At 61.9% G+C, this 25,008-nt stretch carries 12 protein-coding genes and 1 pseudogene; 6 read left to right on the top strand and 7 right to left on the bottom strand.

The annotated features are described in order from the left end of the window. Positions 1-281: FAD-dependent oxidoreductase (locus tag ACTHL0_RS08135; RefSeq protein ID WP_440566205.1), on the bottom strand; the 281-nt coding region annotated here is incomplete at its 3' end. 100 nt (positions 282-381) lie between these two features. Here ACTHL0_RS08135 and ACTHL0_RS08130 point away from each other — a divergent pair. The 5 genes and pseudogenes from ACTHL0_RS08130 to ACTHL0_RS08110 all read left to right on the top strand — a co-directional run bounded on the left by ACTHL0_RS08130 (position 382) and on the right by ACTHL0_RS08110 (position 11,887). Then, positions 382-870: an Lrp/AsnC ligand binding domain-containing protein gene (locus tag ACTHL0_RS08130; RefSeq protein WP_440566204.1), complete on the top strand. Its 489-nt coding sequence runs from the start codon at positions 382-384 to the stop codon at positions 868-870. A 458-nt stretch (positions 871-1,328) separates the two neighbouring features. Further along, positions 1,329-3,017 carry a ShlB/FhaC/HecB family hemolysin secretion/activation protein gene (locus ACTHL0_RS08125; RefSeq protein WP_440566203.1) on the top strand — a complete coding sequence of 563 codons (1,689 nt, stop codon included), beginning with the start codon at positions 1,329-1,331 and terminating at the stop codon, positions 3,015-3,017. A 79-nt stretch (positions 3,018-3,096) separates the two neighbouring features. Continuing rightward, positions 3,097-3,975: a hypothetical protein gene (locus ACTHL0_RS08120; RefSeq protein WP_440566202.1), complete on the top strand. Its 879-nt coding sequence runs from the start codon at positions 3,097-3,099 to the stop codon at positions 3,973-3,975. Positions 3,976-4,054: 79 nt separating this feature from the next. Further along, positions 4,055-4,165: pseudogene (locus ACTHL0_RS08115) on the top strand (ESPR-type extended signal peptide-containing protein); the annotation flags it as partial. Positions 4,166-4,252: 87 nt separating this feature from the next. Further along, positions 4,253-11,887 carry a two-partner secretion domain-containing protein gene (locus ACTHL0_RS08110; protein WP_440566207.1) on the top strand — a complete coding sequence of 2,545 codons (7,635 nt, stop codon included), beginning with the start codon at positions 4,253-4,255 and terminating at the stop codon, positions 11,885-11,887. Between the two features lie 372 nt (positions 11,888-12,259). Here the strand turns inward: ACTHL0_RS08110 and ACTHL0_RS08105 are convergent, their stop codons facing one another. The 4 genes from ACTHL0_RS08105 to ACTHL0_RS08090 form a co-directional block, all read right to left on the bottom strand. Next, positions 12,260-14,785 carry a two-partner secretion domain-containing protein gene (locus tag ACTHL0_RS08105; RefSeq protein ID WP_440566201.1) on the bottom strand — a complete coding sequence of 842 codons (2,526 nt, stop codon included), beginning with the start codon at positions 14,783-14,785 and terminating at the stop codon, positions 12,260-12,262. 268 nt (positions 14,786-15,053) lie between these two features. After that, positions 15,054-16,223: an acyl-CoA dehydrogenase family protein gene (locus ACTHL0_RS08100; RefSeq protein WP_440566200.1), complete on the bottom strand. Its 1,170-nt coding sequence runs from the start codon at positions 16,221-16,223 to the stop codon at positions 15,054-15,056. A gap of 112 nt (positions 16,224-16,335) precedes the next feature. After that, positions 16,336-17,544 (bottom strand): acyl-CoA dehydrogenase family protein, encoded by a 1,209-nt coding sequence (locus tag ACTHL0_RS08095; RefSeq protein ID WP_440566199.1) that lies wholly within the window; start codon positions 17,542-17,544, stop codon positions 16,336-16,338. 164 nt (positions 17,545-17,708) lie between these two features. Next, positions 17,709-19,820: a 3-hydroxyacyl-CoA dehydrogenase NAD-binding domain-containing protein gene (locus ACTHL0_RS08090; protein ID WP_440566198.1), complete on the bottom strand. Its 2,112-nt coding sequence runs from the start codon at positions 19,818-19,820 to the stop codon at positions 17,709-17,711. A 142-nt stretch (positions 19,821-19,962) separates the two neighbouring features. Between ACTHL0_RS08090 and ACTHL0_RS08085 the strand changes: the two genes are divergently transcribed. After that, positions 19,963-20,895, top strand: a complete 933-nt coding sequence (locus tag ACTHL0_RS08085) for a LysR family transcriptional regulator (protein ID WP_440566197.1) — start codon at positions 19,963-19,965, stop codon at positions 20,893-20,895. A 21-nt stretch (positions 20,896-20,916) separates the two neighbouring features. Here the strand turns inward: ACTHL0_RS08085 and ACTHL0_RS08080 are convergent, their stop codons facing one another. After that, on the bottom strand, positions 20,917-21,123 hold the full coding sequence (locus tag ACTHL0_RS08080) for a CsbD family protein (RefSeq protein WP_440566196.1): 207 nt from the start codon (positions 21,121-21,123) through the stop codon (positions 20,917-20,919). A gap of 131 nt (positions 21,124-21,254) precedes the next feature. Further along, positions 21,255-24,389: a transglycosylase domain-containing protein gene (locus tag ACTHL0_RS08075; protein ID WP_440566195.1), complete on the bottom strand. Its 3,135-nt coding sequence runs from the start codon at positions 24,387-24,389 to the stop codon at positions 21,255-21,257. Positions 24,390-25,008: the final 619 nt, after the last annotated feature.

Below are 25,008 nucleotides of genomic sequence, written 5' to 3'. Positions count from 1 at the left end.
TGCAGCATCTGCCACATCCAGCGCAATTGAAACTGCGTGCCGTCCAGACGGATTGCGAGAGGCGCGTGCTTCTGGAACATCCACTTCACTGCTTTGATCGGTACGCCGGGAGCGGCCCACGGCGCCGCATAGCCGGGCGAGATTTGCCCGGCGTTCGCGAAGCTCGTTTCGAGTGCCGGGCCGGCTTCACGATCGATCACCGTGACTTCGTGCCCCGCGCGCGCCAGATAATACGCACTCGTCACACCGACAACCCCACTGCCCAAAACGACGACTCGCATAGTTGCTCCCAAAGACCGATCTAACCAGTTTCTGGTGCTATACTATTGCGACAAAAGCAGTTTTTGTTCCTGTTGTTTTTGGATTTTTGGTGAAAACACAATGAGAACGGAACGTCAGCCGATCCGTAAGCTCGACAAGCTCGATCGAAAGATACTCAAGGCGCTGCAGGAAGATGGCCGGATCGCCATGAAGGACCTTGCGGAACGCGTCGGGCTGACCGTCACCCCTTGCATCGAGCGCGTGAAACGCATGGAACGCGATCAGGTGATCACGGGCTACTACGCACGCGTGGATCCGGCACAACTGGGTGCGGCGCTGCTCGTGTTCGTCGAAATCACGCTCGGCAACAAGTCCGGGAACATGTTCGATCAGTTCCGGCGCGAGGTGCAGAAGATCCCGGAAGTGCTCGAATGCCATCTCGTATCGGGCGATTTCGACTACCTCATCAAGGCTCGCATAGGCGAGATGGCCGATTACCGTAAGCTGCTTGGCGACATCCTGCTTCAACTGCCTGGGGCCGTGCAGTCGAAGAGCTACGTCGTCATGGAAGAGATTAAAGAGACCCGGAAGATCGCGGTTGGCGATTGATTGATGCCGCGGCGGCAGCACATTGTGCAGCCGCCGCGGAAACGCGTTCTCTTGCGATCGTGGATACGGCGCTGCTCGGGCTGGCCCTGGATGGGGTGGTACGGCCGAGCAGCCGCGCGTCGCTTTCTTCTCTCTCGTCACCCTGCATGAGGCATGGCATCCAGGAACAATGCCATGGCTTCGCCCCGGGAGCTTCACTGCGTCTGATTTTGTGACCTCGCCGCTTTCACCCAAAAGCTCCGAATGTAGATTGGCGGCTTTTGAAGAGCGAGGGCGGCAGCGTGTCGTCGATGTCAGCGAGCCGAAATGGCGGGGATGCCCGAGCGTTCAGCCGAACGTGCGTCGTGCGGTGCGAGCGCGCTATACGCGATGTCCGTCCGCGCGTCGACGGATATCGCGGTCGGCCGCGAGACGACGATGCCATCGTTGCGCCGTTGACGTCGAAGAGGGCTTGGGAGATGGCGATCGCCTGGGCCTCGGCCATGCTGAGCGCGTCTCCGTTGGCGCAAGCGGCTCCGTCGTCAGAAATCGCACCCGGTGCCCAAATCCAGCGCCAGCAGCAACAGCAACTCGAAGCGACGAAGGCGTTGAATGCACAGCCCACGGTGCTTTCGCCCGTCGGCGAGGCACCCATCGCAACCAGCGTTGCACACTTGCCCGCCGACACCCCGTGTTTCACCATCGAACGGCTCGTTCTCGATGACAGCACATTCGAATGGCTCGCGCGATTCTTGCAGCCGCTTGTCGGCCAGTGTGTCGGCAAGACAGCGCTGAAGCAAATTCAGGACGCAGCCAACAACGCCTTGATCGCACGCGGGTACATCACTTCGCGTGTGTGGGTGCCGAGCCAATCCCTGCAATCCGGAACGCTGACGCTTGCGGTCGTACCTGGGCGCATCGCTGAAATACGAGCCGATGCGCCGACGATCGGCTGGCTGCGCACGGCGCTCCCTACGTCGCCGGGTAGGTTGCTAAACCAGCGCGATATCGATCAAGCACTCGAAAATCTTCGGCGCCTGCGGTCTCAGTCGGATGCGACGTTCGACATTGCCCCGGGCGCGAACCTGGGCGATTCCGAACTCGTACTTCATCCTAGCGAAGGAAAGCGCTGGCACATCGTCTTGGGTGTCGATAACGCGGGTTTGAACTCGACCGGAAAGACGGGATTGTCAGGATCGCTGACCTACGATTCCCCTTTGCATCTGTATGACCAACTGCAGGTTGCCGGTGCGACCAACGCAAACTTCGGTGCGCCGGGCGAGGGAGCCCAGTCGATCGCTGCGAACTACAGCGTACCGATCGGCTATGGGATGTTTTCGCTGGGCGTAAATCGATCGCGGTACAAGCAAACCGTTCCAGCGTTCGACGGGCCCGTTCAATACAGCGGCGTGCAATCCGAACTTCGGGCCGGCCTCTCGGGCGTCATTTTCCGAAACGCGAGCGCGCGGACGGAAGCGCGCGGCGATCTCTACCACCGAATCAATCGCAACACCTACGACGGCGTCGACCTGCCTGCTCAAACGCGCGACGTCATCGGATACGAGCTGGGCCTGGCGCATCGGCAGTACGTCGGCAACGTCGTGCTCAACGCCGCAATCGCGTGGCGGGCGTTGCTGCCCCGGTTGTCGAATACACCGGGCATGGTGCTGGACGAACCGGAATTCGACGGCAAAACAGCCATCGCGTTGGCGAGTGTCGGTGCGCAGCTTCCTTTCACACTCGGTGGCCAATCGTTTTCGTATCAATTCGATTGGAACACCCAACACGCGCGCACGCCGCTGGCGCCTGCCGACTATTTCACGATCGGCACGCGCTATTCGGTACGGGGGTTCAATCAGCAGGTCACGCTCGCCGCAGAGAGCGGATGGGCAATTTCCAACGAACTGAACTGGTATCTGCCGACGGCGATCGGAACGCAGTCCATTTATGGCGGTGTCGATCTGGGGCGGGTCCGAGGGCGCGCCGCCGATTTCCTGACCGGTCAGACCTTGATGGGCGCAGTGCTCGGTGCAAGAGGGCAGGTTGCGCCCAGAAGCGTCCTGGGAGCGGGTTTGATTTACGACGCGTCGGTGGGCTGGCCGTTGTCGAGGCCGGCTGGGATCAGCGGTTCTCCAACGTTTCTTTTTCAAATCAGCGCGCTGTTTTGAGTCGGCGGATTTTCGCAAGCGGCGCGGACTTCCGCGTCATTTTCAATGATTGACAACATTGCATGAGGGTAATTGAAGTATGGAAAACTGGATTGGGCGTCACGGGAGTAGGAAGACATTGGCGGCGACCGTAGCCATGCTTGCCGCGGTGGGGTTGAGTGCCTGCGGGGGCGGCGGCAAAGGCGGCGCGGCAGAGCCTGATGCGGTGGCGAACGTGGCGGGCGCTGACAGCGGCTCCGCGGCGATCAAGGTCGAGGGACAGTCAACTTCGCTTTCGAATGATATCGAGACGGTCAACGTCGTTACGCCGCCGGTGACGTGGGCGCCCGATGGCGGGTTTCCGCAAGGCACGGTTCGGCTTTCCAAGCGTGATGTGCCTGTCTCTACGCTCAAAGCACATGCGCCGGGTGCCTATACAACGCTGCCTTGGGGCGACGACGGGCTGAGCTTATCGGCCGGGACGGTGACCGACATGGCTGGCGATGGCCATTTCGCGATCGGCCGTTGGACGGCAGGCAGCGATTCGGTGGGGCAATCGTTCAATGCGAAGCAAGGCCGGGTCTGGGCGGTCGGTGCACCGGTAAACGTCAAGCTGCCGAAGGCCGGGATGAGCTGTGCGTTGGTGGCCGCGACGCGTCCAACTGCGAGCGACGGTAATACTGTGCCCGGCTTGTTGAGAAGCGCGACGGCTACCGTGGCGGGCGTCATCAATTCGCTAGGGGCCGTCGAAAACGTAGTGGATGTGTCGCTGCAATATTCGATTGGCAAGGATCTTGATCAGAAGTTTACTGCCGCCGCGCCGGTGGGCTCGATGTCGACGTCCCGCGGCACTTTGTCGTCGTTGTATACGGCCTTCCTGGGTCCCGATGCATCCAAGCCCTACCTTGTCGTCTCCTATGGCGTTCACTCACCGACGGTGGGGCTGATCAATGGTCTCGCGGTATTGAACTGCTCGTAATTCCGGCACGGGAGGGAGGAACTGCCCGTTGTTGCTCGGCTGCTCCTCCCATTATGTCTGGCGATCAAAACCACGAACCATGAATTCCGGCATCTATCGACTGGTATTCAACTGCGTGCGCGGCATGTGGGTGCCGGCCGATGAATTCGCGTCGGCGTGTCGGCGTGCGAAGCGCGCCTGTATGCGGAGCGCGGGTCGAAACGTATCGACCCGGCACGCCATCCCGCTCTGGTTCACCGCTCGCGCGAGTGCCTTCGCGGCGCTCTGCGCGTTTGGGATGCAACCTGTTCTTGTCGAGGCACAAGCCACGTTGCCGATTGTTCCCGATCGCAGCAGCGCGAGCCATCCAGTGGTGGGCGTCTCCGCGTCGGGCGTGCCGTTGATCAATATCGTCGCTCCCAATCGAGCCGGCGTATCGTTGAACAACTTTGCGCATTACAACGTCGGCGCCCAAGGCGCGGTGATCGTCAATACGCCGAGAAGCGCGCAGACACAAATCGCTGGTTGGGTGCAGGGCAATCCTTTGATGGGCAATTCGCCCGCGCGGTTGGTCATCAACCAAGTGACGACGGGCAATCCTACGCGGTTACTGGGGATCACTGAGGTTGCAGGTCATCGCGCCAATGTAATCATCGCGAATCCCGCGGGCATCACGTGCGCAGGCTGTGGCTTCATCAATATTCCGCGGATATCACTGACAACCGGGCGGCCGGCTTTCAATTCGGACGGATCGCTCGCGGGATTCGACGTGACAAAAGGCCGGCTTGGCATCGACGGTGCGGGACTCGATGCCCGGGGCAGTGCGATCGATCTGATCGCACGTGCGATGCAGATCAACGGCCAAGTTTGGGCGGATGCCATTCGAACAACTGCGGGTGCGAACCAAGTCAGCTATGCGGACGGCACTACTGCGGTCCGAGCCGGTGAAGGGGAGGCCCCGGCTTTTGCTATCGATGTCCAAGCGCTCGGCGGCATGTATGCCAATAGCGTGCGTCTTATCGGTACGGAGGCGGGCGTTGGCGTGCGCAGCTCGGGTGTCATCGATTCGTTGACCGGCGACATTGTTCTGTCGGCGAAGGGCGATGTCACGATTCAGTCCGGTGGGCGCATCCAGGCGGCCGACGACGCGCGTATCGATGCGCCGAACCTGGCGAACCAGGGGGTGATCGTCGCCAGCCAATCTGTTCGCCTGGATGCGAGGGGAGCCCTTCGGAATGAAGGAACGGTCGCTGCGCAATCGAACGTCGATCTCGCGGCGTCTGACGTCACCAATGCGGGCCAAATTTTCGCGGGTGTGGAGGCGAGTGGCGCGTTGTCGGGGCCGGGAAGCGTATCCCTTACCGGCGGAAACGTGTTGAGCAACGGCACGCTTGCGGCGGGTGACAACATCAACGTGACCGGAACGGCTGTGTCGCTCGATGGCGGCAACGTATTCGCGGCAAGCGCGCTCAACGTGAACGGCGATGATAGCCTGACGACTCGCGGGACAACCGCGCGCGCGGTCAATGCAGCATTGAAATCCAAAGGCACATTAACCAACGATGAAGGCGTGGTCGCTGCGTTGCACGATGCGCACATCGTGGCGCGATCAGCATCGAATCGAGAGGGCTGGATCGGGGCGCTCAACGGAGCACTGACCGCCTCGGTGTCGGACGCCATCGATAACACGCAAGGCGAGATGCTGGCCGGCGGCGGTGTCAAGTTAATGGCAAGCGAGGGTTTCATCAACACCAAAGGTATCGTGTTCGGTGGCGACGTTAGCCTGGGTACGGGTCATGCAAACATTGTGAACGCAGAGGGAGCGATCCTGGCGACTGGCCGTCTCGAAAGCGAGTCGGGCACGTTCGACAATCGCTCAGGGTTGATTCGCGCGGGTGCGTCGGCGGAACTCGATACGCATTCTGGAGCATTTGATAACGGTCTTGCAAAAGGGAGCACAGTTCGCGGGAGCGTGTTTGTCAACGGTGTGGCGTTGACGATGTCGGGCGTAGCCCTGAATAACGGTGGCGACATTGAGTCGGACGGCGACGTCAACATCACAGCGCGCAACGGTCTAGCCAATTCAGGACGGATTCGCGCACGGGGTGATCTCAACGCCACCTCGGACGGCAACGTGACCAACCACGGCTCGATGACAGCCCGCGGCACCGGTAACGTGTCCGGCCGTCGCATCGACAATGCAGCCGTCGCGGAAATCGCAGGCAACGCGAGGACCCACGTTCACGCCAAGGAGTCGCTGTCGAACGAAGGGCTGATCGATGGCGGCCGCACACATGTCGACGGGAAAGAGGTCGTGGACAACCGCGGCCGGATCTACGGCGATTCCGTATCGATTGGTGCAAGGACCGTGCGTAACGATGCTAACTCGCAAGGCCTAGCGGGGACGATCGCATCGCGTAGCGACATCCATATCGGGGCGAAGGTGACCGAGAATGCGGGTGGCAGTCTGATCTATGCATCGAACGACCTGCGAGTAGCCGGAAGTCTGGACGCGGACGGCAAGGCCTCGGATGCTTGGGCAGATCGATTGACGAACACCGGTTCGGTGGTCGATGCGGCCGGCCACGTCAAAATCGCCGCGACTCGCTTCGAAAATCTCAACGCGAACTTCCAGACGGAACAGATAACGACTGATTTGGGCCGGCAGCTTTGGTACACACTTCCCGGTTCCACGGAACGGATCGATCCGTCGTCCATCTATTTTTATCAGCGTAATTCGCATGAAGTGAGGCCCGGAACCGATTCTCAATGGGCCCTCGATGACGATCAAAAAATGCTGCTCCGTGCTTCGAACCAATATCCGTTCGATGAGTACGCCAAGTACACGATCAACGGCGTAGCTGGAAAGATCGACAGCGTTCATTACCCCAGTCATCCGTCGACTCTGGCGTATCCCGGTGAGGCAGCGAACACCGCGGAGTCCGTTGGTGTATTTCGCACGGTACCCGCTGAAATGTGGGCGAAATTTGGTATCGAGCCACCTCCGCCGCCGCCAGACTCTTCCTATGTCAAATCGGGCGACTTGTTCGTGAGTGCCTGGGGGCAGCAGCGTCGTTTGGGAGCGGATTGGTACACCCCGAACGTACCGGTCGTGCAGTCTCAGCAAGCCGGTTCGCCGTTGCCGGAAATGCAATCCTGTCTGACCGCGGCGGCCGATCGTTGCGGGCCTTTCAAGCAGTGGTACGACAGCTTGACTCAGTCGTACTCGGCTTTGAACCGCGCGGTCTATGACTACAACCGAAATGTGGAGAGCCGGAGCGTTCAGAGTTGGACCATCTACGACGTCAACGTGAAATCGACGAAAGACATCGTGACCTCAACGCAGCCGGGAATGATCACGGCCGGACGCGGGATGAATATTTCGGCGCGCTCCGGCATCAACGATAAGAGTCAGATGTTGGCCGGCGGCGTCGCCTACGTGAACGATGCGATTCAAGACAACAGTCAACCCAAAGGCAAGGAGACGTTCGATGCTTTGGGAAAGGCTATCCACACCTGGGTGGGATCAGGTGGCGCATTCCGCGGCGATGAACGCAAACTCGCCGCTCGGGACTTCGCGGCGCCGCTTCCGCCGAGAGAAATCGATCTGCCGATCGCGATTGCTACGCGGGATCGCGAACCGGTCAAGCGTATTGCGGCTAATTTAGCCGAGCGTATCGGCAGCGATACGGGGCGGACGATCGCCGCGTCCGGCGATTTGTTCAGAACGAAGGGGGTGGCGCTCACCCCTGACGCGCAAGCGAAGCTCGGGCCGATCGAAATTCGCACCGTCGAGCCTAACATCAAGCTACCCAACAACGCTTTGTACAAGGTTGTCCCAGATCCCGGCAGCCGACATTTGGTCGAAACCGATCCGCGCTTTACGAACGAGAAAGCATGGCTATCGAGCGAGAAGATGATCGCGGCGCTCAGTGTCGATCCAAGTTCGGTGCAGAAACGTCTGGGCGATGGGTTCTATGAGCAGCAATTGATTCAGCAACAGATCATCCAGGCGACAGGGCAGCGATTTATCGGCGACTATGCCGACAACCAAGCGGCCTATCAGGCGCTCATGGCCAATGGAGTGAAAGCGGCGCAGCAGTTCGACATGAATGTGGGCACCGCTTTGACCGATGCACAGATGGCGGCGCTAACCGACGATATCGTCTGGCTCGTGAATCGAACGGTCGCATTGCCGGACGGGACTGAGCAGACAGTCTTGGTGCCGCAGGTCTATTTGCGTGCGAATGCGGCGGATGTGACCGGTACCGGATCGATCATCGCCGGCAAGGGTGTGGTCTTGAACAACAAGGGGACGCTTGCGAACTCAGGCACGATCGCGAGCCGAACCATGACGATCGTTACGGCGGATTCGATCACGAACGTCGGTGTCGTGGCGGGACAGACCGTACAAGCCGAGGCGAGGCAAGACCTCGTCAACCTGGGCGGATTGATCCAGGGAAATACGATCGGGCTTTCGGCCGGCCGTGATGTGAGCCTTGCCAGCACCACGCAATCGGCTACAACGGCAAACGGATCGGCTACGGCAATCGATCGCACGTCGCAAATCAATGCGGGCACACTGACGGTGCGAGCGGGGCGCGACCTCAATGCCGACGCAGCGCAGGTGGTGTCGTCTGGCGATGTATCGCTGGCGGCCCAGCGCGATGTGAATTTGTCCGCGCTTCGAGAGCGCAATGACGATCATGTACGGTGGGACGACAAGAACCGGGCGGAACATAGCGCGTCGATCGATATCGGGACGGCTATCCAATCCGGGGGGAATATCGGCATCGTGTCTGGGCGCGATTTCAATGCGACCGCGGCAGGCGTCGTCGCGCAAGGCGATGTCAACGCTGTGGCAGGGCGCGACGTTCACCTTTACGCCGGCGAGCGCAGCGCCAGTGCATACGACGAGCATCACGTGAAGGAGAGCGGGATGTTGTCGTCGAAGTCGACGCATACGATCGACGCGAGTCGCTATACGGATGCGATCGGCACCCTGTTGTCAGGTGACACGGTGCAAGTCATGGCGGGCAACGATCTAACTGCAAGGGCGGCGACGATTGCAGGTACGCGTGATGTGAGGTTGAACGCGGGGAATGACCTGTCGATCACGACGGCGGATACCTTGTCGAGCGAATACCACTTCAAAGACGTAAAAAAGTCGGGACTCGGAACGGCTGGCGCGGGCATTTCATACGGCACGAACCAGACGATCGATACGAGCTTGGACAGAGAGAAGGGCTCGCGCGGCAGCTTGATCGGCAGTCTCGACGGCAACGTTTCAATGCGTGCGGGCAACAAGCTTCGTGTTACGGGATCGGATGTCCTCGCGGCGGGAAATGTGACGGGAGTCGCGAAGGAGGTCAAGGTCGACGCGTCGCAGACGGATCGGCATCGCCACGAAACGCATGAGGTAAAGAGTTCGGGTTTCACTTTGGCGGCCAAGTCATCGGTGACCGATGCGATGCAGAACGTTAATCAGCAGGCGCGAGGGGCGGGCCAGAGTCAGGATGGTCGGGCCGCCGCGCTGCATGGCATTGCAGCAGCGGGCGGGGTGGCGGATCTGGTCGGCGCGGGGGCCGACATGGCGAGTTCACTCGCCCAGGGTGGGAAACCGGAGGGGAAGATCGAGTTGAGCTTCGGTTCGTCGCGTAGCAAGACGACGTACACGCAGGACAGTACGCTCAGTAATGGCAGCCATGTAAAGGCGGGCGGAAGGGTTGCGTTCGTGGCGACGGGCGACAAGGAAGCGGGTCAAGGGAACGTGACGATCGAGGGTTCCGATGTGATGGCCAAAGACGTCGTGCTAAGCGCAACTAACAAGGTCAATCTAGCGAGCAGCACGGATACCGAACGCGTGCGCAGCACGAACGAGTCGCAGAGCGGGAGCGTGGGCGTATCGTTTGGTTCGAACGGCTGGGGTGTCTCGGCCGCTATGTCTCGAGCGCAGGGGTACGCGAATTCGGATGCGACGATGCGCAACAACACGCATATCGCCGCGAGCAACACGGTCACGATCGTGAGCGGTGGTGACACGGACATCATGGGTGCGAACGTCAGCGCGAGAAAGGTGATAGCGGACATCGGTGGGAATTTGAATATTGCGTCGGTGCAAGACACGGTTCATAGCGTCGCGCAACAGCGAAGTGTTGGTGGCGGCTTCAGCATCAGTCAGGGAGGTGGGAGTGCGAGCTTCAGCATGCAGAATGGCCGCGCGAGCGGTAAGTACGCGGGTGTGAGCGAGCAGTCGGGCATTCAGGCCGGAGAGGGCGGATTCGATATCAAGGTCAAGGGCAATACGGATTTAAAGGGCGCGTATATCGCGAGTGATGCTGAGCCGGAGAAAAACCAGCTAACGACGGGAACGCTTTCGTTCTCGGATATCCGCAACGGGTCGGCATACGACGCCAACAGCGTCGGGGTGAGTGCGGGCGGCAGCGTCGGCGATGGCGGCAATAACTACGCGACGCACGGGCCGACGAGGGGTAAAAACGCAGGGGGCGCGCTGCCGATGGCTGTGAATGACAGCGGAAGCAGTGAAGCGCTCACGAAGAGTGCGGTTAGCGCAGGCAGTATCACGATCGTCGACGAGGCGAATCAGAAGCAGGATGTCGCGATGCTGAGCCGCGATACATCGAATTTGAACGGCACGGTGGACAATCTGCCGGATTTGCAGAGTGTGCTCGCCAATCAATCGGATTTGATCGATGCGGCGGGAGCGGCGGCGGAGACGGTTGCGAAGCAGATCGGAGCGTATGCGGACAAGAAGCAACGCGAGGCGCTAGAGGCCGCGGAGCGGGAGACCGATCCGAACCTTCTAGAGCGTTATTGGCAAGCGGCGAAGGATTGGGGCGAGGGCGGTGACTATCGCGCCGGATTGCACATTGCCGGCGGTGCGCTCACCGGGGGATTGACGGGAGGCGGGGGCGGTGCGGTCGGAGGGGCGGTGGGAGCCGGGTTGTCGGCGAAGCTTGCGCCGCAGTTGAAGGAAGTCGCGCAGGCGGTCAGGGATGCGGGACCGACTGGCAATGGGGACGTGGATCAGTTGGTCGGGAATGTGATATCGAATGTGTTGGCGGGTGGCGTGGGCGCAGCGGCTGGCGAATCGACGGGCGCGTTGGCGGGGGCGGTTACGGATCGGTTTAATCGGCAGTTGAGTCCCGACGAGAAGAAGGCCATTAAGAAGGGCGCGGGTGATGACAAGGATTTCGAGAAGCGGCTGACGAGAGCAGCCTGCTATGAGGTGAAATGCTGGGCGCAGTACAAGCCCGGTAGTGCGGAGTACACGGCGAATTATGTGAGTCAGCTCGAGGCGTCGCAATTGCAGGCAGAGTTTGATTGGGTCGAGGATCAGAAACAGGCGGGGCTGTTCGATTACACGCCGCTTCAGAAGGTTGGTGACGCGATTCAACGTGATCCGATGGGCGTAGCGAAGGACGCGTTCAAAGTCGCGGTGGGTGGTGTGGCGGTGAAGACTGGTGCAACGATTTGCACTGCTACCGGAGTGGGCTGTTCTCTTGGTGGGGGTGGAATGGTGCTCTTCGGTTTGAGCGATATGGCTGAGGGTGCGGGCGGACTGTATAACCGGTACAGTGGGATCGCTTCTCCCGGGCTGAATCCATTGCGCTCTGGGCTAAATCAACTGTCTCCGACGTGGGGGGATACGGCATACGATGGTGCGAGCCTTCTTTTTGCTCTTGGAGCATTGCGAGCCGAAGTACCCTTGAAGATGGGGGTCGCAGATGGTCTAAACCGTCCCGGTTCTATGTTCGGTGTGACAGTGCCTCGGATCAATAACCCGACGTTGGTACCGTTCGTGAATCAAGCACTGCCACACGGTACGACGAAAGGCATTCTGTTGTACGGCATCGGTTCAAAGGGAGTGGCCGTTACGGACGACATTCGTAATGCGGGAGACAAAAAATGAGCATGCGAAGAATTCTTGCGGCGGAACGCACGATAACGATCGTTGGAAGTATTTCGCTTGCTTCGAGCGGAATCTATACCTTTGTGATCGCGAGTGTGTTTCGTTTGGCTCTCAATGTGAACGAGAATTCGGCGTTCCTTTGGATAGGCTTGCCGTTGTTCGCCATACTCTTGATTCTGCATATCCGAGTGCTTCCGAAGCACCTTCGCAAAGCTGGTTTTATTGACTCGAGCTGATAAAGACGAACCCGGTGTGAGCCGGGTTCGTCGTATTGGGCGTGAGTTGATGACGGGTACGCCGGCGGTCATGTAGCTATGGTCGAGCGTGACGGTGATGCCCGATGGATGCCCCGGCTCCTATCGCACGAAGATCTCAACCGCCCGTTGTCGATTCCAACTGCCACTGCAACACCGGATGCGTCGCGCCGGCCGGCATCGCCCAGACGCCATTGGACCCAAAGTCGTAGCCGACGAAGGACGAGGCCGTGCCCATTTGGGCAGTCGTCAGTCCACTGGCGCCCGACTGCGCGCGCTCGTCTCCAACGCCGGGGAAGGGGCTCGCGTCCGTATTCCAATAGACGTCGCCTGCGATCTTGCCACTATTGAACGAGGCAATGCCGTAGGGCCCGACCACCTGTCCGAACGAGTTGGTGGTGTCGGTGCCGGACTGCTTGCCGGTTGCGAACGACTGGCTGATCGTGCCGGCGTTGGTATCCACCAATCCTCCCGTGCTCCCGCACGTGTCCGGTGTTCCCTGGCATCCTGCCGCTACGGTGCCTGTCGCATAAGACTGAGTGATCGTGCCGGCATTGTAATTAACGAGCCCCCCGGCATCCCCACATATGTCTGCGGAGCACCCGCCCGTTACCGCCCCGGTCGCATACGATTGACTGATCGTTCCGTAGTTGCTACCGACGAGACCGCCCGGCGCTCCCCAGCTGTTGAACGTGCTCGCTCCGTTGACTTGCCCCGTCGCATGGGACTGTTCGATGAGGCCGCGGTTGACGCCAACGAGCCCGCCGTCCCCCCCCGAGGTAACGTCCACGGAACTGCTCGAGCGGATAATCGTGCCGCGGTTCAGGCCAACCAGACCACCGGCTCCCACGCTGTCGTTCTTGCCGGAGCCGTTTGAGATGGTACCGGACGTGTTCACGCGCAAAACAGTCCCGTCATTCTCGGCGGCCAAGAGTCCCTCCCAACCGTCGACCTGGTCAGCTTGATCTGCGTTGATCGATGAAGTACCGCTGATATTGACGTCGCGTACGACAGCGCTTGCACCGATCGTTCCGAACATACCCAAGGATAGGCCCGTCGTTTGCAAGGTCAGCGAGTTGATCGCGTGGCCCTGGCCGTAGAATTGCCCAGTGAAGGCTGCCGTACCCCCAGCTAGCATAGCGTACGAACCGTTGCTCGTCGCACTGGCATCGATGTCCTTGCCGAGTGCGTAGTTGCCGGCGAGATCGGCATTGACCTGTTCCAGGTCCGCCAACGAATTGACGAGCTTATAGCTGGTGATTTGCGTAACGAGACCGCTGTCGGTCGGTGAGGTCCACGATTGATTGGTGAGCAGATTGCCCGGGCGGTACATGCCGTTCATGTCGTAGAACAAGCTGACGATGCCTCGGCTCGTTGACCAATCCACCGTCCCCTTGTTGGCGATGCTGCCGCCGTTATCGATCGCTTGCGAATCGGCACGCAACGTCAAATTACCATCGCCGCTGTTCTTCAAATGCGCGGCCGTATCGATCGTGAGCGAACGATAAGCACCGAGCGTAAGCGATGCCGCGCCGCTCCAACGAATGCTCGACGCGACATCGATGTCGCCGCTTGCACCGCCCGTGCCCGTTGTTTGAAGATTGATCGACGTGCCACGGTCGAGATTACTTTGGAAGACGGGGGCGGCCAATCCGTCGACGGTGAAGCTCGGCGTGGTGATGTTCCACTGGCTCGCCAGCACGGTGGGGCGCCCGGCGATTCGTAACGTCTTAGCCTCGGTATCGACGGTACCGCCGCTGCCGTTTGCGTTGCTCGCTTGCACGGTGCCGTCGAGCCAGACTCGGCCCGTATCGGCGACGAGCCAGACATGAGCATCGCGCGTGGCGGTGCCCGTCGCACGCAATACGGAATGCGTGCCGGCCAACGCGAAGATATTGCCGTCGGCCGCTTGCAGGCTGATCTGCGCCGCTTCGATGGTGCCGCGATTGACGATCTTTCCGTCGCTGGCGGTCTGGACGAATAGCTGCTGGCCCGCCGCGGAATCGTTCAACAGGACCTGTTGAACGGCCGCGACCTCTGCTGTTCCCTTCGATGCGCTGAGCGTGCCGACGTTATCGACTTCCTTGCTGGCGATGAGGAACACGTCGCCACCGCTCGAGGCAATGTTGCCGAGATTAACGACGGTGCCGTTCGACGCGCCCACGAACGCGAGCGCGCCGCCGTTCATGAACGCCGTATTGTCGGTATCGAGCGTGGAAGCGACGAAGCGCCCGCCGGTGGAGACGACACCGCTTCGGCCGACGACGATGCCTTGCGGGTTGATCAAGTAGACGCTCCCTGTTGCCGAGAGCGAGCCGAGAATCGACGAAGGATTCGCGCCGGTGACGCGGTTCAGCGTGGCGCCGGTGCCATTGTCGATGTTGACATGGTTGCCGCTACCGATCGAGAAGCTGTCCCAGTCGATGACGCCGCGACCGGATGTTTGGTTGATCGTGAGCGAGGTGGTGCCGTTGCCTGCGATCGACCCTGCGCCGGCGACGAAATGCCCACCGCTCGGCAACGGTCCGGCCGCTTGAGCCAGTATCGGCACGGCGAGCGATAGCGCAAGAACGATCGGCGTCAGCGCCGGAGGCATCGAACGACACAAGCGGCTCGGGTCGCTCTCTGTTGCTGCCTGATTCATTGCAGACACTCCGTGTCCAAAAGAAGCAGGGCTCATATCTCAGGTATGAGCCCTGGCAACCATTCGGCGAATGGCATCGGGCACAGACTAATTTATGCGATGAATTGGCTCTACCGCTGGCACCGCCAAGATAGCGGTCAAACTCGCCATCGTGCCTCGCCGAACGAATCTGCCACGAATGACGATGTCGTCACCTGGGCACGCTGCTTCGGGTCCGCCGCTGCGGTGGCCGAAGATCGAGCAGTAGACGAGCAATGGGTGCAGTTGCTCAGCGTGCCGCGGTCGTGCTCGATTCGATTTCATCGGCCGGTGTGCGGCCGAGTGCGATATATCGCGCCAAATGATAGTCTTCGTCCCCGAGTTGATGATCGATCATGACGAGCCGCTTCGCGTAATGGGACAGCGGCAACTCCCATGTCATGCCGATACCGCCGTGCAATTGCACCGCTTCGCGTGAAAGGCGTGTGCCGACCTGCCCGACCGTGTACTTGGCCGCGGACAGCGCACGCTCGCGTTCGAGGCGTGGACCTTCGAGCCCTGCGGCCGCATTAATGACGGCCGAGCGTGTCTGTTCGAGGTCAATGGCGAGATCGGCCATGCGATGCTGCAATGCCTGAAAGCTGCCGATCGGCACACCGAACTGACGGCGCGTGCGCAAGTATTCGAGCGTCGCGGCAAACGCCGTCTCCATCGCGCCTAATGCTTCGGCTGACAGCGCAAGCACGCCGAGGCCGAGCGCCGCCTCGAGCGTAGGGAAGCCGTCGTCCCGCAGGCCGATGAGCGCACTATCTGGCAACGCCGCGTCGCGCAGAAACAGTTCCGCGCCGCGCCCGCCGTCGATCAACGGATAGCCACGCAGCGCGAGCCCAGGCGTGTCGCGAGGTACCCAAAACAGCGAAATACCGTGCTCAGCATCGACGGCTCCGCTGGTTCGCGCCGATACGACGAAACCGTCGGCGGCTTCGCCGCATAGCACGACGGCCTTGATTCCGTTCACGCGCCAGCCATCGCTCGTGCGCGCGGCCGTGGTGGCGACCCGCGCCAACTCGTAGCGCGACTCAGGCTCGCCGTGCGCGAACGCGGCCACCGCTTCGCCGTCGATCAGGCGAGCCAGCCATGCGCGTTGCTCCGTCGCGCCCGCCAATGCAATCGCACGTCCGGCGACGAGCGCGCCCAGGAACGGCTCGACGACGAGGCCGCGCCCGAGTTGTTCGAAGACGACGGCAATCTCGTCGCCGGTACCGCCGTAGCCGCCGTCCTCGGGGGCGAACAACGCGCCGATGGCGCCCAGTTCGCCGAAGCGCCGCCACATCGCGCGATCGAATCCTTCGGGCGAACCTGCGATCCGCTCGCGTGTGGCGAATCCATACTGCTCGGCAACGAAGCGCGCAAGCGTGTCTGCGAGCATCCGTTGCTCGTCGGTCAGCGCGAAGTTCATCGTCGGCTCCTCTCAGGTTTTGATTGCATACGAGCGTCCCGGCTCACGTGATGCCACACGCCAACGACGTAGAGCAACAGAGAACAACAAGGACAACGCGCGACGGCGCACACTACAGTTCAAGCATGGCCTTCGCGATGATGTTCTTCTGGATCTCGTTTGATCCGCCGAAGATCGACAGCTTGTAGTTGTTGAAATCGCTCTTGGCGGCATCCGGCGCATCGAACGCGCCGAACGGGGCGCCGTCGTAGCCCTCGTTGAAGGCTTCATCGATAAACGGCTGCGCATAAGGGCCCAACGCTCGCCGCATCAACGCCGCAATTTCTTGCCGGATCAGCGTGCCACGCACCTTCAGCATCGAGCTTTGCACGCCCGGCGCACCGCTGCCCGCGGCCGCCGCAATCGTGCGCAGGTTCGTCGTCTTCATGTTCTCGAGATCGATGGCGACGCGCGCCATCCGGGCCGCAAATAGCGGATCGTCGGCAAGCGGCCGTCCGCCTTGCATGATCTTCGCCGCCGCGTGTCGAAGCCGCTCCAGCGCCGCCACGGAGAACCCAACACCCGCGATGTTCGTGCGTTCGTAGGTGAGCAGATATTTGGCGTAGGTCCAGCCGCGGTTTTCTTCGCCGACAAGGTTGTCGACCGGCACGCGCACGTCGGTGAAGAATACTTCGTTGACTTCGTGCTCGCCGTCCAATGTCACGATGGGACGCACCTCGATGCCCGGCGTCTGCATGTCGATCAGCAGGAAGCTGATGCCTTCTTGCTTGCGTACGTCGGTGGCTGTCCGTACGAGACAGAACATCATGTTCGCGTAGTGGCCAAGCGTGGTCCACGTCTTTTGCCCGTTCACGATGTAATGCTCTCCCCCTGCGTCTGTCCCGCGCATCGCGCGCGTCGAGAGCGAGGCGAGATCGGAACCGGCGCCAGGCTCGGAGTAGCCTTGGCACCACCAGTCGCTGCCGTCCAGGATGCGTGGCAGCCAGTGGCGCTTGTGCGCTTCGCTGCCGTATTTGATCAGGACCGGCCCGAGCATGTTCACACCGAACGGCACGATGCGCGGTGCCCCCGCGAGCGCGCATTCGTTATCGAAGATGAAGCGCTGCACGGCGTTCCAACCCGTGCCGCCATGCTCGCGTGGCCAGTGGCTTGCCAACCATCCGCGTGTATTCAGGATCGCGTGCCACTCGGCCATATCGGCGCGCGTGAGCCGAAGCCCATGCTTGACTTTATGCGCCGTCCGCGCCGGCAGCCGTTCGTCGAGAAAGCGCCGAACTTCGCCGCGAAATGCCTCTTCCTCAGCCGTGAAACTCAGATCCATCGCTTACCTCTCGTCAGACGATCGAGTGATGAGATGGCGCGACGCGACGCGCCTCGTGTCGTGCTCGTAGTCGAATTCGTGTGTGCGCGGCCCGTGCGGTGTCCGGGGCGAACGTGCGGCGGCGCACGTACCCGTGCGCGCTGAACACCGCACGAGACGGCGCGTTACGATGGCGTGCCGTTCAGGCTCGCAAAATCGGCACCGCGCTGAACCAACTCCACGATCAGCGGCGACGGCTTCCAGAAGAACGCATCCTCCTGCGATAGGCGTTCCAATTCGGACAGCACGTTCGGCAGCCCGAGCATGTCCGCATATTTCATCGGGCCACCGCGGTAGCGCGGAAAGCCGTAGCCGTAGATCAACGCGACATCGACATCGAGTGGGCGCAGCGCGATGCCTTCGCGCACGACGTTCGCGGCTTCGTTGATGACGGCACACATGAGGCGGCGCACGATCTCATCGTCTGTGAAACTACGCGGCGAGACGCCCGCGCGCAAGCGTTCGCTCTCGATGATGGCCTCCACTTCAGGATCGGGCGTGCCTACGCGCGCGCCTTGTTCGTAGAGGTAGAAGCCGCGCCCCGTCTTTTGCCCGAACCAGCCGCGCTCGCAGAGGCGATCGGCAATTTCGACGTAGCGCATGCGCGGATCGCGTGTCGGGGCGCGGCGTTTGCGCGCCGCCCAGCCGATATCGCCCCCCGCGAGATCGACGACTTGATACGGGCCCATGGGGTAGCCGAATTCGCGCATGGCCCGGTCGATTTGATAGGGGGAGGCACCGTCCTCCATCAAGTAATCGGCCGCCGTGCGATAGACGGCGAGCAGGCGATTGCCGATAAAGCCGTCGCAGACGCCCGCGCGCACCGGCACCTTGCGCAGTTGCTTGGCCAATTCGAACGAGGTCGCGACCACATCGGCACTGACGCGGGCAGGGACGACGATTTCGAGCAGCTTCATGACGTTGGCCGGCGAAAAGAAATGCAGACCGATGACGTCGGCTGGGCGCGAGGTCACGCCGGCGATTTCGTCGATGTCGAGATAGGAGGTGTTCGTCGCCAGGATCGCGCCGGGTTGACACACGCGGTCGAGTTCGGCGAAGACGGCTTTTTTCACGGCCATGTCTTCGAACACCGCTTCGATCACGAGGTCGACGTTCGACAGCGCGTCGTACGAGGTGCTGCCCGTGAAGCAGGCGAGGGCGGCGTCCTTGGCTTCGGCCTTCATGCGTCCTTTGGCGACGAGCCCGTCGTAGACACGCTCGATATGCGCGCGGCCGCGGGCGAGCGCCGCTTCGTCGCGCTCGATCATCGTGACGGGCAGCCCGCCGTCGAGTACCGCGACGGCGATGCCGGCACCCATCGTGCCGCCGCCGACGATGCCGATGGCTGCGATGGGACGCGCCTTGGCGGCTTGCGTTTCCGGCGCCTTTGCCACTTCGCGTTCGGCGAAGAACGCATGGATGAGGCCCGCGCGTTGCGGGCTGTCGAGGCATTCGAGGAACAGCTTGCGTTCGAGTGCGAGCCCTTCGTCGAACGGCAGCGTCAGTGCGGCTTCCACTGCGTCGACGATCCTCAAGGGCGAGAAGAGCCCTCGCGCCCGCGCGGCCGTGTCCTTGCGCGCGGCCTCGACGGCTGCGCGGTTCGCACCGGCATCGGCGAGTGCCTTGGCTGCCCGCGTGGGGCGCACGCCGGCTTTTGCTGCTACCAGTTCGCGCGCGTAGGCGAGCCCTTCGCCAAGTACGTCATCTGTCGCGCCGAGGCGATCGACGAGGCCCAGCGAGCGTGCTTCCTCCGCACGCGCGTGCCGGCCCGAGAGCATCAAATCGAGGGCGGGCGCGGCGCCGATGAGACGCGGTGCGCGTTGCGTGCCGCCGGCGCCGGGCAGCAAGCCCAGCTGGACTTCGGGGAAGCCGAGTTTGGCGCCGCGCACGGCCAGCCGATAGTGTGCGGCCAGCGCGACTTCCAGGCCGCCGCCGAGCGCCGCGCCGTGAATGGCCGCGACGACGGGCTTCGCGCACGACTCGATGCGATTGCAGACGATCGGCAGCGCCGGTGGCAGCGGCGGCTTGCCGAATTCGCGGATGTCGGCGCCGGCGATGAAATTGCGTCCCGCGCCGACGATCAACACAGCGGCGACCGCCGCGTCGTGTTCCGCGGCCTCGATCGCATCGACGAGCCCGCGCCGCACATCGACGCTCAACGCATTCACAGGCGGGTGATCGATCGTGACGACCAGCACATTGCCGTGCAGCGATCGGGAAACGACAGATTGGGGCATGGAGGCATTCATAGCGGGCGCGCGGCAAGTTGACGATCGTGCGATTGTCGAGCGGATAGCCGCAATTGACAATTGAAGCCTGAGTTGACAGACTGTAAAAATTGCCTTGACAGTGCCTGCGGCCTCGCCGTGCGGCGGACTTATGGATCTCAATTCGCTTTCGCTGCTTGTCGAAATTCTGGAGGCGGGCAATCTGAGCGAGGCGGCGCGCCGGCTCAAGATGACGCGCGCGAACGTCAGCTATCACCTCAATCAGTTCGAGCGCTCGCTCGGGCTGCAACTCGTGCGGCGCACGACGCGGCGCGTCGAACCGACTGAGGCGGGGTTGCGTCTGGTCGAGCATGGCCGCGCGATCCGGCGGGCGCTGGAAGCCGCCCAGGAAACGGCCGAGACGCTCGGCCGGACGCCGCAGGGCCGCGTTCGGTTGTCGGTCCCCAGCGGTTACGGGCAACTCGTGATGGCCGACTGGCTGCTCGAATTCAAGCGGCGGCATCCGGGCATCGTGCTGGACGTCATGTTCGAAAACCGCGTCGAAGATTTATTGCGCGACGAAGTCGATATCGCCGTACGCGTCATGTCGGAGCCTCCGCAGAACCTGGTCGCGCGCGATATGGGGGCAGTGCGTTATGTCGCCTGCGCCTCCAAGCTCTACGCCGAGGAACATGGGCTGCCGACGGAACTCGACGCCTTGCGTACGACGCCGCTCATTACGGCGACCGTCGTCGGCCGGCAATTGCGTGTGGCGGCCTATTTGCGCGACGAGCGGCATGAGGTGCTGCTCGAGCCGACGCTGATCTCGGAGAATTTTCTGTTTTTGCGCCAGGCAGTATTGGCTGGGCTGGGCGTGGGGATCGTACCCGATTACGTGGTGCAGGACGATATTCGGAGGGGCGAAGTCGTCACCACGCTCGATGCGTGGCGGCTCAGCATCTTCGGCACGCACATGTATCTGCTTTACATGCCAGACCGTCATCAAACGCGCGCCGCGGCTACATTCATCGACTTCATTCTCGAACAGGCCAAAAAAGCGGGACGGACTGGCGGTGCTTTGCCGGGCCGTCCCGCTGGAAGCTAAGCGCGCGAGCGCGCCTTACCTTTAGTGGTGCTTTTTCACGTCGCGGTCGCGCTTGAGCTCGTCCTTCACGTCTTCCTTGGCGTCACCGTAGCCCTTGCGAACATCCCCCGCGGCTTCCTGGAGATCCCCCTTGGCCTGGCGAGCCGGATCGTTCGTCACGTTGCCGACTGCTTGATTCACCTTGCCCTTCGCCTTTTCCGCTACGCCCTTCACTTGGTCCTTGTTCATCTGAGCTCTCCTTTTACGTATGCCGCACGTGCGACATCGAGATAGACGCAACGGCCGTGCCCGCCGTCCCCTGGGTACGCCAAAGGGACGGAAGACAAAAGCTTGGATCGGAGCGCTGTGAGATGAACTCCTCAGAAGGACGGCGTGTTGTCGGCGGCCGCTGCCCGGCGAGCACTCGCTGCGTCGGCCAGGGGCTTCGCTTGTGCGTCGGCCGTCGCGAGGATCGGTGCCAGCGAGGGCCCGAGCGATTTCAGCAATTGCACGGCCATTGCGCTCGTGTAGTCGTACCGCGCGGCATAAGGCTCGTGTGCGTAGGCGGTCAACGTGCCGTAGAAGCGGTTGCCGATGACGAACACAAACACGGCGGTGCGGTTGACCTTGCGCGATTCGATCAGCCGTCCTCCGCGCGCATAGACACCGAAACGCTGATCGCCGGTCCCGGTTTTGCCGTAGACGTCGAGCGCCCGTCCGTCGCCAAGCGGCAGTCCGGCCGCTAGACGCGCGCCCGTCCCCCCCGCGACGACGTCGTGCAGCATCGAGCGTGCGACCGTGACGATCTCGGGCGAGATGCTTTGACGGCCCGGGCTCGGCGCGCGTTCGAACCGTGTTTCGAACGGTGTCCCCGCGGCGAACGTGAGTGTGTCGATGCTTTGCGCGGCGTGCGTCTTGCCGTCGTTGGCGATGATGCCGATCAGATGCGCCAGCGCATCGGGCCGGTCGCCAGACGCGCCGATGGCGGCGGCGAACGACGGTGTGATGGTCTCGAACGGATAGCCGAGCGCGCGCCACGATTTGCCGATAGCGTCGTAAGCCTGCAACTCGACCATATGGCGGATGCGTCGATCCTGTGTCAGATGGTGATGCGTCTTGAATAGCCACGAATACGACGTGAGGCGGGCCGCGCGGCTGGCCTTGCGGAGTTCTTCTTCCGTCGCGTTCGGATGCTGGCGTAAGTAATCGAGCATCCACAACGCGATCGGGTGCACGCCCGAGATGTAGCCGCGATCGTTCAGGTTGAACTTGTCGATGGCGTATTTGGCGTAGAGCTTGGCCAGATCGTCATCGGAAATCGAAGCGCTCGCCGTATTCTTGAGCGCCGCGCGCATGCGCTGCGCAAACCAGGGGAAGGGTGCATCGGGCGCGACGCTGCGCAGTGCCGTGGCGAGTTTGGGCGGGCTCTTGCGCATATCGGCGATGAGCATATCGAGTGCTTCGTCGGAGGGCTTTCCGTGGTACTTCACGTAGAACCGATGCAGATAGACGAGGCTTTCCTGATCGGCGAACGCGTTGAGGTAACTGCGGCGCAGTGCGGGATCGTCGAACCAGTGCGCGGACGGGCCGGACGTCTGCACCATTTCATAGTGGACGATATCGCGCATGAGCCGCACGAACACCAGATTGACCGAGTGCTGGAACGCCTGGCGCACGGTGAGGATGCGGCCGTTGTCGGACTTGTCGAAGTTCGAGAAGCCTTGCGCGCCGCCGCCGGTATAGAAGGTTTCGCCAGGGCTTGCCGAATACTTGCGTTCCACGGCCGCCTCCAGCATGGCGGGCAGCGACCGATCGTTCGTATGCGAAAGGTAATCGACGGCCCAGCGGGAGAGGCCATCGAACGGGTCGAGCTGAACATGCTTGAGCTCCGCCGCACTGAGAGGCGCGTAACGCGCGTGCAAGGCCGAGACGATCTGCAGATAGGTGATGATCGTTCGCAGCTTAGCGGTCGAGCCGAGGTTCAGGCGCGCGCCGCCGTTGATGTCGAAGGGTTGATTGACACTGTCCGTTTGCACGCGCACGACATCATGGCCACTCGGCTCATGTTCGAACAGCGCGAAGCTGAATGAGATCTTCGACGGATCGTCGCCGGGGCGCAGCATCTCGAAGCCGTACAGTCCCGCCGCCTTGGCGCCGTCGACGGTGGCGGCCTGCGCAAGCCGTTCGGCAACGGCTCGCTCCACCGCATCGTTCAAGGTCGAATGCACGGTCACGTCGAGTCGATCGAGATCGTAAAAGCTATCCACGCCGAGCGCTTGCTGCAGCCGCGAACGCACGAGCGTGACGGCCTTGCGCGCGACGAAGGAGGCCGCCGGCTGCGGCGGGGCGCCTTTGCGCGAATCGAGCGGGGCCGCGAGCGCTGCGTCGCGCAGCGGGGCGGAGATGATGCCGTTGGCCGCGAGCACGCGGATATAGCTATCGGTCAGCCGTTCCAGCGCGGAACGGTTGCGCACCAGGTAGTACGACGGCGCCCGCTGCGCGATCAACAGCGAGAGCGCCTGCTTGAAGGCGAGCGCTTCGTTGGCGAGCACGCCCGGCGCGGTGGCCCCGTTGCCCGTTTCGGCGGTGATTTGCGACAGCAGTTGGTTGACCTCGTCGAAATCGCGTCCGTACCACGCGGTCATCCCATCTCCGAGGCCCTGTACTTCACCCACCCCGGCGCGCGCGGCGAGCGGCACCGTGTTCAGGTAATGCACGACGATATCCTGACGCGCTGCTGTGGTGTTTTCTCCGCGGAGGTAGGCGCGAACCGACGCCGACGCGATCTGACGCAGCTTTTCGGGCGGGGTCGCGGTGCGTCCGCCCGGCGAGTGGCGGAATTTTTCTGTTTGCGTGGCGAGTGTACTGCCGCCCGGGGTGGATTGATGGTGATTGACGAAGCGCAGGGCCTGGTCCCACAGCGCGCGGCCAAATCGGCCCCAATCCATGGCCGGATTGCGATCGGGTTCGCTCGAATCCAGCAGGTAGCGATCTTCGATGAAAGTCAGCGCGCTCACGACGATCGGGGGGATCGACGCGAAGTCGGCATACGCCAAGGCAGGGTACTCGGCGCCGAATAGCGGCGTGCCTTGCGTGTCGAACAAGCGCAACCCGGCTTGGTCTTTTTCGGCGTACGGGATGAATAGACCGCGATCGGCAAGCGAGGTCATCATCGACGAGTCGCGGGCTTGATCGGTCACGACATAGCCGCGCGCACGCAGGCGCGCTTCGAAATCGGGCAACCGCGCGTAGCCCAGACGCCAGTCGTAGGGACCGCCCGGCGAGGGAAAGCGGATCGAGTCGCTAGGCCCGGCTTGCACTGAAAACGATACCTGCCGCCCCAAACCCGAGAAGTAGCGCGCTTGGAGCCGCGACGTTTGCATCTCGAGGGAGACGAAGTAGGCGAGAACGCCGACGAGCGCGGCGATGCCGACGAAGGCGAGCCATTTCCATCGCGCGCCAAGCGACATCGTCGAGATGTAGCGCAAGGGCAGACGAGCGAGCGGCCGATTCATGATGAGGCTCCGTGGGCGGCGTCGCACCGCGCTGACGACGCTCGTACTAGTTTAATCACGCACCGAACGCCTGTGCAGGCTGCGTGATGTGTTCCGCCGCACGTATGCCTTTTTTCGCGTTCGAGCCGTGCAGCGGAAACGGTGTCTCTGTGTCGCCTGCCCGAGCAACGCTCACGCCCGGCGGGGCGCTCGCCCCCTTAGGATGCCTCGAACCGAAACCCCGAAGCCGCAACGGTGCATTGAAGGTGCATTAGCATGAACCGGACCGCAATTGTCCGTAAATATGACATTCAGGCTGGCATGCGGAAAAATCCTTTCGGTATTAATTTCCCGCTAAACATGTTTAACGGTTAACCGAGCTTTGGTTCGATTTTCAAACGCCGAAAATGTGAGATGATTGCGTTCGCTTAAATCGACGCGGGCGAGTGTCGACTAGGCCGGAAGCGAGGTTTAAGCATCAGGATGCGATCCGCACTGCGGAGATAATCGCTGGCGTGACTGGCCCGCGGTAAGTGCAGCCTTTTCTTCCACCATTACGATCGGGGCAGTGGCGTTGAGATCGGTGAACGCCGCACGATGTGAAATGGCGGAAATCAAGCCGTTGCTAATCGAAGTGTCA

The sequence above is a fragment of the Trinickia sp. genome (assembly GCF_051961175.1).
Classification (GTDB): domain Bacteria; phylum Pseudomonadota; class Gammaproteobacteria; order Burkholderiales; family Burkholderiaceae; genus Trinickia.
This window is presented reverse-complemented; position numbering and strand designations above follow the sequence as displayed.

Coding starts and splice junctions, on each gene's coding strand:
- ACTHL0_RS08130 (WP_440566204.1), top strand. CDS start 382: ATGAGAACGGAACGTCAGCCGATCCGTAAGCTCGACAAGCTCGATCGA.
- ACTHL0_RS08125 (WP_440566203.1), top strand. CDS start 1,329: ATGGCGATCGCCTGGGCCTCGGCCATGCTGAGCGCGTCTCCGTTGGCG.
- ACTHL0_RS08120 (WP_440566202.1), top strand. CDS start 3,097: ATGGAAAACTGGATTGGGCGTCACGGGAGTAGGAAGACATTGGCGGCG.
- ACTHL0_RS08110 (WP_440566207.1), top strand. CDS start 4,253: ATGCAACCTGTTCTTGTCGAGGCACAAGCCACGTTGCCGATTGTTCCC.
- ACTHL0_RS08105 (WP_440566201.1), bottom strand. CDS start 14,785: ATGAATCAGGCAGCAACAGAGAGCGACCCGAGCCGCTTGTGTCGTTCG.
- ACTHL0_RS08100 (WP_440566200.1), bottom strand. CDS start 16,223: ATGAACTTCGCGCTGACCGACGAGCAACGGATGCTCGCAGACACGCTT.
- ACTHL0_RS08095 (WP_440566199.1), bottom strand. CDS start 17,544: ATGGATCTGAGTTTCACGGCTGAGGAAGAGGCATTTCGCGGCGAAGTT.
- ACTHL0_RS08090 (WP_440566198.1), bottom strand. CDS start 19,820: ATGCCCCAATCTGTCGTTTCCCGATCGCTGCACGGCAATGTGCTGGTC.
- ACTHL0_RS08085 (WP_440566197.1), top strand. CDS start 19,963: ATGGATCTCAATTCGCTTTCGCTGCTTGTCGAAATTCTGGAGGCGGGC.
- ACTHL0_RS08080 (WP_440566196.1), bottom strand. CDS start 21,123: ATGAACAAGGACCAAGTGAAGGGCGTAGCGGAAAAGGCGAAGGGCAAG.
- ACTHL0_RS08075 (WP_440566195.1), bottom strand. CDS start 24,389: ATGAATCGGCCGCTCGCTCGTCTGCCCTTGCGCTACATCTCGACGATG.